14 protein-coding genes are annotated in these 13,280 nt (G+C 71.9%); 10 read left to right on the forward strand and 4 right to left on the reverse strand.

The features are described from left to right. Positions 1–160 precede the first annotated feature (160 nt). From leuC to WFI00_RS00920, 6 genes are all read left to right on the forward strand, one after another. Positions 161–1,618, forward strand: a complete 1,458-nt coding sequence (leuC, locus tag WFI00_RS00895; protein WP_336631315.1) for a 3-isopropylmalate dehydratase large subunit — start codon at positions 161–163, stop codon at positions 1,616–1,618. Position 1,619: 1 nt separating this feature from the next. After that, a complete protein-coding gene (gene leuD, locus WFI00_RS00900; RefSeq protein ID WP_336631314.1) occupies positions 1,620–2,216 on the forward strand; it encodes a 3-isopropylmalate dehydratase small subunit in 597 nt (198 codons plus the stop codon). A gap of 70 nt (positions 2,217–2,286) precedes the next feature. Then, on the forward strand, positions 2,287–3,657 hold the full coding sequence (murA, locus tag WFI00_RS00905; protein WP_336631313.1) for a UDP-N-acetylglucosamine 1-carboxyvinyltransferase: 1,371 nt from the start codon (positions 2,287–2,289) through the stop codon (positions 3,655–3,657). Then, a complete protein-coding gene (locus WFI00_RS00910) occupies positions 3,657–4,442 on the forward strand; it encodes a lysophospholipid acyltransferase family protein (RefSeq protein ID WP_336631312.1) in 786 nt (261 codons plus the stop codon). The genes murA and WFI00_RS00910 overlap by 1 nt, the downstream gene beginning before the upstream one ends. Positions 4,443–4,464: 22 nt before the next feature. After that, positions 4,465–5,571, forward strand: coding sequence for an NAD(P)H-dependent glycerol-3-phosphate dehydrogenase (locus WFI00_RS00915; protein WP_336631406.1), 1,107 nt, complete (start codon positions 4,465–4,467; stop codon positions 5,569–5,571). Then, positions 5,477–6,559 (forward strand): D-alanine--D-alanine ligase family protein, encoded by a 1,083-nt coding sequence (locus WFI00_RS00920; RefSeq protein ID WP_336631311.1) that lies wholly within the window; start codon positions 5,477–5,479, stop codon positions 6,557–6,559. The genes WFI00_RS00915 and WFI00_RS00920 overlap by 95 nt, the downstream gene beginning before the upstream one ends. A 7-nt stretch (positions 6,560–6,566) precedes the next feature. On the opposite strand, the gene WFI00_RS00925 is transcribed toward WFI00_RS00920, so the two are convergent. Continuing rightward, entirely contained in the window at positions 6,567–7,043 is a 477-nt protein-coding gene (locus WFI00_RS00925) for a DUF3515 family protein (protein ID WP_336631310.1), read from the reverse strand. 22 nt (positions 7,044–7,065) lie between these two features. On the opposite strand from WFI00_RS00925, the gene thiL reads away from it, so the two are divergent. Continuing rightward, positions 7,066–8,067 carry a thiamine-phosphate kinase gene (gene thiL / locus WFI00_RS00930; protein ID WP_336631309.1) on the forward strand — a complete coding sequence of 334 codons (1,002 nt, stop codon included), beginning with the start codon at positions 7,066–7,068 and terminating at the stop codon, positions 8,065–8,067. 33 nt (positions 8,068–8,100) lie between these two features. Here the strand turns inward: thiL and WFI00_RS00935 are convergent, their stop codons facing one another. Genes WFI00_RS00935 through WFI00_RS00945 form a run of 3 tightly spaced genes read right to left on the reverse strand, consistent with a single transcriptional unit; the run spans position 8,101 to position 9,903 of the window. Then, positions 8,101–8,646, reverse strand: a complete 546-nt coding sequence (locus tag WFI00_RS00935) for a hypothetical protein (protein WP_336631308.1) — start codon at positions 8,644–8,646, stop codon at positions 8,101–8,103. Positions 8,647–8,697: 51 nt separating this feature from the next. Beyond that, positions 8,698–9,264, reverse strand: coding sequence for a 16S rRNA (guanine(966)-N(2))-methyltransferase RsmD (rsmD, locus tag WFI00_RS00940; RefSeq protein WP_336631307.1), 567 nt, complete (start codon positions 9,262–9,264; stop codon positions 8,698–8,700). Between the two features lie 9 nt (positions 9,265–9,273). Beyond that, the gene (locus WFI00_RS00945) at positions 9,274–9,903 is read right to left on the reverse strand and encodes a 1-acyl-sn-glycerol-3-phosphate acyltransferase (RefSeq protein ID WP_336631306.1); all 630 of its coding nucleotides are present in this window, start codon (positions 9,901–9,903) and stop codon (positions 9,274–9,276) included. Between the two features lie 84 nt (positions 9,904–9,987). Here WFI00_RS00945 and WFI00_RS00950 point away from each other — a divergent pair, with 84 nt between their 5' ends. From WFI00_RS00950 to WFI00_RS00960, 3 genes are all read left to right on the forward strand, one after another. Further along, positions 9,988–12,156: an ATP-dependent DNA helicase RecG gene (locus WFI00_RS00950; RefSeq protein ID WP_336631305.1), complete on the forward strand. Its 2,169-nt coding sequence runs from the start codon at positions 9,988–9,990 to the stop codon at positions 12,154–12,156. Between the two features lie 20 nt (positions 12,157–12,176). Further along, positions 12,177–12,674: a pantetheine-phosphate adenylyltransferase gene (coaD, locus tag WFI00_RS00955; RefSeq protein ID WP_336631304.1), complete on the forward strand. Its 498-nt coding sequence runs from the start codon at positions 12,177–12,179 to the stop codon at positions 12,672–12,674. A 104-nt stretch (positions 12,675–12,778) separates the two neighbouring features. Further along, positions 12,779–13,279, forward strand: coding sequence for a YceD family protein (locus WFI00_RS00960; RefSeq protein WP_336631303.1), 501 nt, complete (start codon positions 12,779–12,781; stop codon positions 13,277–13,279). The last annotated feature ends 1 nt before the right edge of the window (position 13,280 follow it).

Raw genomic sequence — 13,280 nt, forward strand, 5'->3', positions numbered from 1 at the left:
CGTCACCGGGCGCGGCCCCACCCGCACCCGGTGGTAATGTGAGCGCGTGCGGATCGCTCGCCTTCTCCTTAGCGGCCGCGACGAGACCTCGTTCTGAGCCCTCCCTCGTCGCGGAGTTCGTCGCGGGCAGACCCCCACTCCTGGAGAACGAGACACACACATGAGCACAACGATTCCCGACCGTCCGCGCACGCTCGCCGAGAAGGTCTGGGACGACCACCTCGTCGTCAAGGGCGAGAACGGTGAGCCCGACCTGATCTACATCGACCTGCACCTGGTGCACGAGGTGACCAGCCCGCAGGCGTTCGACGGCCTGCGCGCCGAGGGCCGCCCCGTGCGCCGGCTCGACCTCACGATCGCGACCGAGGACCACAACACCCCGACGCTCGAGATCGACAAGCCGATCGCCGATCTGACCAGTCGCACCCAGATCGAGACGCTGCGCCGCAACGCCGAGGAGTTCGGGGTCCGCCTGCACTCGCTCGGCGACAAGGAGCAGGGGATCGTCCACGTCGTCGGCCCGCAGCTGGGCCTGACGATGCCGGGCATCACGGTCGTCTGCGGCGACTCGCACACCTCCACCCACGGCGCGTTCGGCGCGATGGCCTTCGGTATCGGCACCAGCGAGGTCGAGCACGTGATGGCGACCCAGACGCTCCCGCTGAAGCCCTTCAAGACGATGGCGATCACGGTGGAGGGCGACCTGAAGCCCGGAGTCACCGCGAAGGACATCATCCTCGCGATCATCGCGAAGATCGGCGCCAACGGCGGCCAGGGATACGTGCTCGAGTTCCGCGGCAGCGCCATCCGCTCGCTCTCGATGGAGGGCCGGATGACGATGTGCAACATGTCGATCGAGGCCGGCGCCCGTGCCGGCATGATCGCCCCGGACGAGACCACGTTCGCCTACGTCCAGGGCCGGCCGCATGCGCCGACGGGGCAGGACTGGGACGACGCGGTCGCCTACTGGCGGACGCTCCCGTCCGACGAGGGCGCCGTCTACGACGCCGAGGTGTTCCTCGACGCGAACGAGCTCGAGCCGTTCGTGACGTGGGGCACGAACCCCGGACAGGGCGTGTCGCTGAGCGACACCGTGCCCGACCCGGCGTCGTTCGACGACCCGAACGAGCGCGCCGCCGCCGAGCGCGCGCTGGAGTACATGGACCTTCGGGCCGGCACCCCTCTGAAGGACGTCGCGGTCGACGCGGTGTTCATGGGGTCGTGCACGAACAGCCGCATCGAGGACCTCCGCGCGTTCGCGTCCGTCATCGACGGTCGGACGAAGGCCGACGGCGTCCGCGTCATGGTCGTGCCGGGCTCCGCGCGCGTGCGACTGGAGGCCGAGGCCGAGGGCCTGGACAAGGTGTTCACCGACTTCGGGGCGGAATGGCGCTTCGCCGGCTGCTCGATGTGCCTGGGCATGAACCCCGACCAGCTCGCCCCCGGCGAGCGCTGCGCCTCGACGAGCAACCGCAACTTCGAGGGTCGCCAGGGCAAGGGCGGGCGCACCCACCTCGTCTCCCCCCTCGTCGCCGCCGCGACCGCCGTGCTGGGTCGTCTCGCGAGCCCGGGCGACCTGCCCGCGGTGGACCGCACCGCCGAGAAGGTCGAGGCCTGAGATGGAGAAGTTCACCACGCACACCGGCGTCGCCGCTCCGCTGCGGCGCTCGGCCGTCGACACCGACCAGATCATCCCCGCCGTCTACCTGAAGCGGGTGACCAAGACCGGCTTCGACGACGCGCTCTTCGCCAACTGGCGCCAGGACCCCGCGTTCGTGCTGAACCAGCCCGCGTACTCCGGCGCGTCGATCCTCGTCGCCGGCCCCGACTTCGGCACCGGCTCCAGCCGCGAGCACGCCGTCTGGGCGCTGCGCGACTACGGCTTCCGCGTGGTCCTGAGCCCCAAGTTCGCCGACATCTTCCGCGGCAACGCGGGCAAGCAGGGCCTGGTCACCGGTGTGGTCACCGAGGCGGACGTCGAGGCGATCTGGGCCGCCCTGGCCGCCGAGCCCGGTATCGAGATGACGGTCGACCTGGGGGAGCGCACGGCGCAGGTCGGCGACCTCCGCGTCGGTTTCGACATCGACGATTACACTAGGTGGCGGCTCCTCGAAGGGCTCGACGACATCGGGCTCACCCTGCGCAACGAAGACAAGATCTCGCAGTTCGAGGCGCGCCGAGAGGCGTGGCGGCCGCGGACGCTCCCCGTCCGCTAGCCCGAGCCCGGCGCCCCGCACCCGGGGAGACGCAGGCCCGCCCTCGATACACAATGTGAGGTCCCATCGAATGAACACCCTCCTCAGCGCTTCAGCGGCATCGCAGCCCGGCGGCGACGGCTCCGACCGCGTCGACCAGATCCTGACGATCCGGGGCGGGCGGCCCCTCACGGGCCGTGTCGAGGTGAAGGGTGCGAAGAACCTCGCGACGAAGGCGATGGTCGCGTCTCTTCTGGGCGAGACCGAGAGCGTGCTGCGCGACGTGCCCGACATCAGCGACGTGCAGGTCGTGCGCTCGCTCCTGGAGGTCCACGGCGTGACGGTCGAGGACGACGGCGACGGCGTCCTCACGCTGGATCCGCGGGGCGCGGTGTCCGCGCACATGGAGGAGATCGACGCGCACGCCGGCGCGTCGCGCATCCCGATCCTGTTCTGCGGCCCGCTGCTGCACCTGCTCGGCCAGGCGTTCATCCCGGACCTCGGCGGATGCCGCATCGGCGACCGCCCGATCGACTTCCACCTCGACGCGCTGCGCTCGTTCGGGGCGACCGTCGACAAGCTGCCCAGCGGCATCCGCCTGTCGGCGCCCGACGGCCTCCACGGCGCGAACATCACGCTTCCGTACCCGAGCGTGGGCGCGACCGAGCAGGTCCTCCTCACGGCTGTCCGGGCGCGCGGGACGACCGAGCTGCGCAACGCCGCCATCGAGCCCGAGATCATGGACCTCATCGCCGTCCTGCAGAAGATGGGCGCGATCATCTCCTACGAGCCCAACCGCGTCATCTTCATCGAGGGCGTCGACACCCTGCGGGGGTACGACCACCGCTGCATCTTCGACCGCAACGAGGCGGCCTCGTGGGCGTGCGCCGCGCTCGCGACCGACGGCGACATCTTCGTCGGCGGCGCCAAGCAGCAGGAGATGCTGACCTTCCTGAACGTGTTCCGCAAGGCCGGCGGCGACTTCGACGTCCGCGAGGACGGCATCCGATTCCGTCGCGGCGGCGACATCAAGCCCGTCGTCGTCGAGACCGACGTGCACCCGGGGTTCATGACCGACTGGCAGCAGCCCCTCATCGTGGCCCTCACGCAGGCCCACGGCGTCTCGACGGTGCACGAGACGGTCTACGAGAACCGCCTCGGCTTCACCCAGGCGCTCAACAAGATGGGCGCCGACATCGTCGTGCACCCCGAGGGCATCGCCAGTCCCGACCGCCGCGTCCCGCGGCGCGCGCTCGAACAGGCCGCCGTCATCACCGGCCCGACCCCGCTGCACGGCGCGGACGTGGTCGTGCCCGACCTCCGCGGCGGCTACAGCTACGTCATCGCCGCGCTGGCCGCCGAGGGGGAGTCGATCGTCCGCAACGTCGAGATCATCCGCCGCGGCTACGAGAAGTTCTTCGACAAGCTCACCGCGCTCGGCGCCGACTTCCGCGTCTCGTGATGGGCACCGCGCCGCGCCGCCGTGCGTCCGCCGAGAAGACCCGGCCGAGCGTGTTCTGGACCGCCGCGGCGGTCGTCGTCCCGCTCACGGGGCTGATCACCCGGATCGAGATCTCCGGCGCGGAGCATCTGCCGATGGACGGCCCGTACGTGCTCGCGCCGAACCACTACAGCGAGTTCGACCCGGTCGTGATCGCCGTGGCGACCTGGCGGATGGGCCGTGCGCCGCGCTTCATGGCGAAGGAGAGCCTGTTCCGCGTTCCCGTGCTCGGCGCGCTCCTGCGCGCCACGGGGATGGTGCCCGTCGCCCGGGCGTCGTCCGCCTCGGCGGCGAAGCAGACCATCGCGCAGGCCGAAGACCTCGTCGAGCACGGCCGCGGGGTCATCGTCTACCCCGAGGGCTCGCTCACGCGAGACCCGGACCTGTGGCCCATGCGCGGCAAGACCGGCGCCGTGCGCCTCGCCCTCGCGGGCGACATCCCGGTGATCCCGATGGCCACGTGGGGGGTGCAGCGCATCCTTCCGCGCTACGGCAAGCTGAGCCTGTGGCCTCCGCGCAAGCGAGTCCAGGTCCGGGTGGGTCCCGCGGTGGACCTCGACGCCTATCGTCGCGCACCTGGCTCGGGTCAGATCGGGTCGGCGGCCCTCGTCGCGGCGACCGACGTCGTGATGGCGGACGTCGCGGCCCTCCTGGGCGAACTGCGCGGCGAGCAGCCGCCGGCCGAACGCTGGAATCCCGCGGTGCACGGCCAGAGCGAGACGGGGCGTCTTGACTCCCCGAGCTGACGGGAAGCGCCCGGAGCCCGGGATGCCGCGGGTCGCCGTCATCGGATCGGGCAGCTGGGGCACGACCTTCGGCAAGGTGCTCGCCGACGGCGGCGCGCACGTCGTGATGTGGGCGCGGCGCGCCGAGCTGGCCCAGGAGATCCACGCGGGGCACCGCAACAGCGAGTACCTGCCCGGGGTCAACCTGCCGCGCAACATGTCGGCGACCAGCCACCTCTCCGAGGCCCTCGACGGCGCCTCGCAGGTCTACCTCGCGATCTCCAGTCAGGCGCTGCGGCAGAACCTCAAGGCCGTGCGGGCGCTCGTCGCGGACAGCGACGCCCCCGTGGTCTCGCTCATGAAGGGTGTCGAGAAGCGCACGGGGCTGCGCATGAGTCAGGTCATCGAGCAGGAGCTGCACTGCGATCCCGACCGGATCGCCGTGGCATCCGGCCCGAACCTCGCGCTGGAGATCGCACGCGAGCAGCCCACGGCGGCCGTCATCTCGTCGGGCAGCCGGGAGACCGCCGAGGCGGTCGCCCGCCGCGCGCGCAACGCCTACTTCCGCACGTTCGTGAACACCGATGTGATCGGCACCGAGTTCGGCGGGGTGCTGAAGAACCTCATCGCCGTCGCGATCGGGATCGTGGACGGCGTCGGGTACGGCGAGAACACGAAGGCGTCGATCATCACCCGCGGTCTCGTGGAGATGACCGACTTCGCCGTCGCGCAGGGCGCGCAGGCCGAGACGCTGCAGGGGCTCGCCGGTCTTGGCGACCTCATCGCCACGTGCCAGTCGCCCCTCAGCCGCAACAACACGGCCGGCCGCCTGCTCGGGCAGGGCTACAGCTATCAGGACGTCGTGAAGCAGATGAACCAGACCGCCGAGGGTCTGGCATCGGTGGCTCCGGTGCTGCAGCTCGCTCGCGAATCCGGCGTGCGCATGCCCATCGTGGAGCAGGTGAAGATGGTGCTGGACGGCACCATGAACCCGCGCGACATCGCGCCCCACCTGACGACGGACGACGACAAGCCCGCGGGTGAGAGGACCCTGAATGGACAAAGCGGTGGTGGCGGTGCTCTTCGGCGGGCGCTCCAGCGAGCATTCGATCAGTTCCGCAACGGCGGGGGGCGTGCTCCGGGCGATTGACCGCGACCGGTTCGACGTCATCCCGATCGGGATCACCCGCGACGGGGCGTTCGTGCTCGAGGACGACGACCCGGACAAGTTCGCGCTCGATCCTGCGCATCTCCCGGAGGTCGTCGACAACGGCACGCGGATCGTCTGGCCGGACTCCGTGCGCTCGCGGGAACTGAAGGTCGCCGACGCCGACGGCGTCCGTTCCCTCGGGGACGTCGACGTCGTCTTCCCCATCCTGCACGGACGTTTCGGCGAGGACGGCACGGTCCAGGGCTTCCTGGAGCTGCTCGATCTGCCCTACGTGGGCGCGGGGCTCCTCATGTCGGCCATCGGCATGGACAAGCACACGACCAAGAGCGTCCTCCGCTCGGCGGGCGTGCCGGTCGTGCCGTGGGTCACGGTCACGCGGCGTGCGCTGGAGCGCGACCGCGACCTGTGGGAGCGCCGGATCCGCGCCCTCGGACTGCCCGCGTTCGTCAAGCCTGCTCGGGCCGGATCGAGCGTCGGCGTCTCGAAGGTGTCGGAGTGGTCGGAGCTCGACGACGCGCTGGAGACCGCGTTCGCCGAGGACGGCACCGTGCTCGTCGAGCAGGCCGTCGTGGGCCGCGAGGTGGAGTGCGGTGTGCTGCAGGGCCGGGACGGCGCGCCGCCGCGGGTGAGCGTCGCCGGCGAGATCGTCCTCTCGGGGCGGGAGTTCTACGACTTCGACGCCAAGTACCTCGACGCGCCGGGCATCGACCTCGTCTGCCCGGCGGATCTGCAGGACGGTGAGCTGGCCGAGATGCAGCGGGTCGCCGCGCGTGCGTTCGAGGCGGTCGGCGGCCAGGGCCTGTCGCGCGTGGACTTCTTCTACACCGGTGCGGAGTTCTTCGTGAACGAGGTGAACACGATGCCGGGGTTCACGCCGATCTCGATGTTCCCGAAGTGCTGGATCGCGACGGGGATGTCCTACCGCGACCTCATCAGCGAGCTCATCGACCTCGCCGTCGACGCCTGATCGCGGATCAGGACGACGGACGGTCGGTGCACACCGACCCGGTCGCCGGCAGCTGCGACACGGCGGTGCCGAGCGCGTCGAGCACCGACCGCGCGCTCACCACGTCGTAGTCCAGGTACACCTGGACGGCCGGAGCGCGCCCGAAGCTCGTGAACCGGTAGTTCGGGGCGGCGGAGTCGTCGATCAGCCAGTCCACGCCGCCCGCGCTCTGGCAGGGGAGCGTGGACGGTCCCGGCGGCTCGAGGCCGCAGGTCATGAGGACGGTAGTCCGACCGTCGGCGCCCGCCCACGCTCCCGTCGCCTGGGCGTCGGTCCAGCGCCGCTCCTGGCCGTCGACGCGGGCGGGCAGCCGGACGGTGACGGCCGCGCACGACGGATCGTCGGCCTCGGGCGCCGAGGTCATCGACACCGTGGTCGAGCAGCCGGTGAGTCCGACGGTCGCCAGCAGCGCGATGAGGAGTGCGGTCGTGCGGGGGCGGAACACTCCACCAGGCTACCGTGGAGGGATGACCTCACCGCGCGACCGGACCGTGGGCGAACTCGGCGAGAGCGCCCTGCTCGCGCGGATCCTCTCGACCCTGGACGGCACCTCGCGGGCGTTGGTGGGCCCGGGCGACGACGCCGCCGTGCTCGCCGCACCGGGGGGACGCGTCGTGGTGTCCACCGACACGCTCGTGCACGGACCGGACTTCCGCCTCGCGTGGTCGAGCGGCGTCGATCTGGGCTGGAAGGCGGCGGCGGTGAACCTCGCCGACATCGCCGCGATGGGCGCGCGTCCCACGGCCCTGTTCGTCGCACTGGCCCTGCCGGACGAGACGACCGCGGGCTTCGTCGAGGACCTCGCCGCGGGCCTGCGCGCGGCGTGCGAGGAGCTCGCGCCGGGCTGCGCCGTCGAGGGCGGCGACCTGACGGCGTCCGACACCCTGACGATCGCCGTCACGGTGCTCGGGGTCCTCGACGGGCCGTCGGACGAGCCGGTGCTGCGCTCGGGTGCGTCGGCGGGGGACGTCGTCGCGGTGGCCGGGGAGCTGGGCGCCGCCGCGCGGGGGGTCTCCCTGCTGTTCGCGCGCTTCCGTGACGACGCGGGCGTTCCCCTCGCGGTCGATACCGCCTCGCTCGACCCCGCCGAGCGCGCCGACCTCGCCGCCCAGCTGCGGCCGAGGCCGCCGATCGCCGCGGGCCTCACCGCCGCCCGAGCGGGCGCCCGGGCGATGATGGACGTCTCCGACGGACTGCTGCTCGACGCGTCGCGCCTCGCGGACGCCTCGGGGGTCACCGTCGATTTCGACCCCGCGGAACGGACCGGCTTCGACGAAGCGGCGCTCCGGGGAGGAGAGGACCACGCCCTGCTGGCGTGCTTCCCGCCGGGAGCGGCCGTGCCCGATCCGTTCCGCGTGGTCGGACGGGTCGTCGCGCGCGGCGTGTCCGCGGTGACCATCGCGGGGGAGCCGGTCACCGGGCGGCTCGGCTGGGACCCGCACCGCGACTGGGACGCCGGTCGCGGCTGAGCGCGAGCCGCAGGACCTCCGTGCGCCTCCGGCTCAGCCGCCGAGCCCGATCCCGCAGGTCTCGATCGTCCAGCCGATGAACGCCTGATAGTCGGCGTCGGTCGCGAGGTCGGCCATGCTCCTCGTCCCGGTGAAGGTGTCGAGGGGCAGATCCGCGACGAGGGTGCCGCCGGGCAGGTCCTCGAGGATGCCGATGTTCTCCTGCGCCGACCGGACGAACACCTCGGATCCTGCGGAGACCTCTGCGGGGACGCCCCGGAGGGGCAGGAGCCTCTCGATGGCGTCCAACTGATCTCGCCGCGCCGCGAGGTCGTCCGCCACGGTGCCGCGCAGGGCCTGCGCGACGGCACCGCCCGCGCGGCAGAACGCGGCGACATCCGGCTCCGCGACCTCCGGGGCCGTGGGTGTGGGGGTGGGGGTCGGCGTGGGTTCCGTGGTCGCCCCCGGGCGTGCGGCGATCGGCGCCTCGTTCGCGACGGTCACGGCGACGATCGTGAAGATCCCCCCCGCCGCGAGGACGAGCGCGAGGATGATCGACCATCCGGGAATGCGTCGCGAAACGCCTCGGGGTGTCGTCATGGGGATGGGCCTCTCCTTCGTCGTGTCGCTCTCGCCTCCGCCGGGGCGGCCTCACTCGGGGGAGGCCGGCTGGAGCCACCACAGCGTCGTGTCGCCGTACTTCCGATCGCGGAACATGCGCAGCCCCGGAGGTACCTCGGGGGCGCCGGACCTCGTCGCGCGTTCGACGACGACGACGGCCGAGCTCGACAGGCGCGGGACGAGGAGCGCGAGCACTCCCGCGAGGGCCGTGTCGTCCAGGTCGTACGGGGGGTCGACGAACACGAGGTCGAACGTCGCGGTGCTCGCGCGGAGGAACGTGTCGACGGCGGAATGGTGCACGCGCACGCGCGCGCCGGGGACGGCCCGCGAGACGGCGCGGACGTTGCGCTGCACGACGGACACCGCCCGCGGCGCCTTTTCGACGAGGTCGGCGCTCGCCGCCCCGCGGCTGAGCGCTTCCAGTCCCAGGGCGCCCGACCCCGCGAAGAGGTCGAGGACAGCGGCATCCGCGATCCGGTCGCCGGCCTCGAGGGCGCCGAAAAGCGATTCGCGGACGCGGTCGCTCGTGGGCCGCGTGCCCGCGTCGGGCACGGCGAGACTCAGGGAGCCGGCCGCTCCGGCGATGATCCGCGTCACGCAGACACCCTACCGATCGGTGAGCGGCCGTGTGATCGGCGCGGACTCCTCGCCCGCAGCCGCCTCCGCGGTGCCGGTCTCGTTCGCGAGCCGCGGCTCGGTGCGCCGCTCGGGGCGCAGACCGGCCTTGTCGGCGTAGAACGCCCGGATGCGGTCCATGTCCGCGGCGACGTCGCCGGTGAGGGCGATGGTCGGCCCGAGGCCCGTCGTCATCGTCGTGCGGTCGACGTAGCCCAGGGTCACCGGCATCCCCGTCGCCCGCGCGATCCGGTAGAAGCCGCTCTTCCAGTGGGTGTTCCCGCCGCGGGTGCCGTCGGGGGTGACGACCAGCCCGAACACCTCGCCCGTGCGGACGCGCGCCACGACCTCGTCGACGACGCGCGACGCGTCGTCGCGCTGGACGGGGATCCCGCCGAGGCGACGCATCACCGGGCCGCGCCAGCCCGCGAACAGGCTCGCCTTGCCGAGCCAGCGGATCGGGACGCCCAGCCGCCAGGAGATGGCGAGCATGAGCACGAAATCCCAGTTGGAGGTGTGCGGTGCGCCGATGAGGACGCTCGGCCGGGTCGGGGCGGGCTCCGTGCGCAGGGTCCACCGGCTGAACGTCCAGAACAGGCGGGAGAGGAGTCGGCGGATCACCGTGCAAGGGTACGCGGCGGTGTATGCCCCGCCGGGTCCGTACCCCGCCGCCGCGCCGTCGGCGGCGGTCCCTAGACTCGACGCATGCCCTCCCTCACGCTCGACACGGGCCTCGGCGACGCCCTGGGTGCGAAGACCGCGGGCCTGTTCCAGCGAGCCTTCGGCATCGAGACCGTCGGCGATCTCCTCAGCCACTACCCGCGGCGATATGCCCGTCGGGGCGAGCTCACGCCGATCGCCTCGCTGCCGCTCGGCGAGCAGGTCACCATCGTCGCCGAGGTCCGCTCGGTCGCCGAGCGGCCGATGCGCCAGCGACGCGGGTCGATCGTCGAGGTCGTGATCAGCGACGGCGCCGGCGCCCTCACCCTCACGTTCTTCAACCAGAAGTGGCGGGCCGAGCAGCTGCAGGTCGGTCGTCAGGGGATCTTCTCCGGAAAGGTCGGACAGTTCAAGGGGCACCAGCAGCTCGCGCATCCCGACTACACGCTGTTCGACGACGAGGACGCCGCACGTCTGAATGCCGAGGCCCGGCAGAACACCCCGATCCCGATCTACCCCGCGACCAGCACGGTGGCCAGCTGGCAGGTGCAGAAGGCCGTCGCCGACGTGCTCGCACGCCTCGCGCCGCTGGCCGATCCGCTGCCGGAGACGCTGAGGGCCGCGCACGGCCTGCTCGACGCCGACACCGCCGTGCGACGTCTGCACGCTCCGGAGGAGTTCGAGGACATCGACGCGGCGCGGCAGACCCTGCGCATGCACGAGGCCTTCGTGCTGCAGACCGCCCTCCTGCAGCAGCGGCTCCTGGTGCGGGCGATGTCGGCCACCGCGCGGCCGGGTGGTGCGCTGCTCGAGCGTTTCGACGCCCGGCTGCCCTTCGACCGGACGCCCGATCAGCGGGCCGTGGGCGATGCGATCGCGCGGGACCTCGAGGGCGCGTGGCCGATGAACCGGCTCGTGCAGGGCGAGGTCGGTTCGGGCAAGACCCTGGTCGCGCTGCGGGCGATGCTCCAGGTCGCCGAGTCCGGAGGGCAGTCGGCGCTCATCGCCCCGACCGAGGTGCTCGCGGCCCAGCACGTCCGTTCGATCGCGCGTCTGCTGGGCCCCGATCTCGCGCCGGAGCTGATGCCGACGCTGCTCACCGGTCAGCTGCCGGCGGCCGAGCGCCGCAAAGCGGCCCTGCGCGCCGCATCCGGTCAGGCGCGGATCGTGGTCGGCACGCACGCCCTGCTGAGCGCGTCCACGACGTTCGCCGATCTCGGGCTCGTCGTCGTCGACGAGCAGCACCGCTTCGGAGTCGAGCAGCGCGAGACCCTCCGGGCCAAGGGGACCTCGCCCCACGTCCTGGTGCTCACCGCGACGCCCATCCCTCGTACGGTCGCGATGACCGTGTTCGGCGATCTCGACGTGTCGGTGATCCGGTCGCTGCCGCCCGGACGGGCCGGCATCGCCACCCACGTCGCGCCGCTGGCCGAGAAGCCGGGCTGGTTCGGACGGGTGTGGGAGCGGATCACCGAGGAGGTCGCCGCCGGCCATCAGGTGTTCGTCGTCTGCGCCGCGATCGACGCCGAGGCGGCCGGCAAGGACAAGGACAGGGATGCGGCGGAGTCGGCGCCCGTCCTGGACGGCGAACAGCCGCGCACGCGGTGGGGCGTCGTGCAGGTGCGGGAGCTGCTCGACGGGATGCCGGCGTACGGCTCGATCCGGGTCGAGACGCTCCACGGCAAGATGCCGGGGGAGCAGAAGGACGCCGTCATGCAGTCGTTCGCCCGCGGCGAGATCGACGTGCTCGTGGCGACGACCGTCGTGGAGGTCGGCGTCGACGTGCCCAACGCCTCCGCGATGGTGATCCTCGAGGCCGACCGGTTCGGGGTCTCGCAGCTGCATCAGCTGCGCGGGCGGGTCGGTCGCGGCGACGTGCCCGGGCTGTGCCTGCTCGTGACCGAGGCGCCCGAGGGGACCCCGGCGCGCTCGCGCGTCGAGGCGGTCGCGGCGACGACCGACGGGTTCGCGCTCGCGGACGTGGACCTCGAACTCCGCGGCGAGGGGGACGTCCTCGGCGACGCACAGTCGGGCGCGCGGTCGTCGCTGCGGCTGCTGCGGGTCGTCGCCGACGCGGACCTGATCGCCGTCGCACGCGACGCCGCCGAGCGCCTGCTCGAGGCGGATCCGACCCTCCAGGCGCATCCCGGCCTCGCGGACGCGCTCGCGCGGCGGCTGGGTCAGCAGGAGCGGGCCGCGCTCGCGAAGAACTGAACCCTCGGTAGGCTCGGAGCATGAACAACCGCATCGCGGTCGTCCCGGGCTCCTTCGACCCGCCGACGCTGGGTCACCTCGACGTCATCCGCCGCGCGGCGGCCCTGTACGACGAGCTGCACGTGCTCGTGGTGCACAACCCCGGCAAGGAGGCGATGCTCCCGATCGCCCAGCGCCTCACGCTGCTCGAGCAGTCGATCGCGGACCAGGGCGTGGAGGGAAACGTCGTGGTGGCGGCCTGGAGCATGGGCCTTCTCGTCGACTACGCGCAGGACGTCGACGCCGGTGTGCTCGTCAAGGGCATCCGTTCGCAGGTCGACGTCGCCTACGAGACGCCGATGGCGATCGTGAACCGGCACCTCGCCGAGATCGAGACGGTCTTCCTGCTCCCCGACCCATCGCACGCCCTCGTGTCGAGCTCGCTCGTCCGCCAGGTCGCCGCGCTCGGCGGCGACGTGTCGCCCTTCGTCCCGGGGCCGGTCGCACGCTTCCTCGACACGGGCTCGCGCGAAGGCTGAGAGCCGGTCACGGCTGCGCGGGATAGCATGTCCGCGTGGTCAGAAAGCATGTGAACGGTCCGTTCGCGTTCCCCGTCCGTGACATCCTGCACCGCTCCGGCGAGATGCGGGAGTTCGAGATCGAGGTTCCCGCCCCCGAGAAGTGGGGGGAGGGCCTGGTGGTCGTCGACGCGGGCGAGCCGGTCTCCGCGGACATCCGGCTCGAAGCCGTGCACGAGGGCATCCTCGTCACGGCCGAGCTGCGCACTCGGTACACAGGTGTGTGCGGGCGGTGCCTCGACGACATCGCCGAACCGCTCGAAGTCGAGTTTCAGGAGCTCTTCGGGTATCCTGGAGCCGAAGCGATCGACTTCGAGGTTCAAGACGACCACGTGGATCTTGAAACTCCGGTCAGGGATTCGATCGTCCTGTCGCTTCCGTTCCAACCGGTGTGCCAGCCGGATTGCCCCGGACTCGATCCGGTCACGGGCGAGAAGCTGGTCGAAGGCACCGTACCGGAGCCCCCGATCGATGCGCGGTGGAATGCGCTGGCCGCACTCGCGACCGACACCCCAGACCCAGACGAGGCCGTGCGCCGCGTCGTCCCGAACACAGAGAAGAGCTAGC

Origin of the sequence: Microbacterium sp. MMO-56, from assembly GCF_037146215.1 — a bacterium.
In the GTDB taxonomy this organism is placed as follows: Bacteria; Actinomycetota; Actinomycetes; order Actinomycetales; family Microbacteriaceae; genus Microbacterium.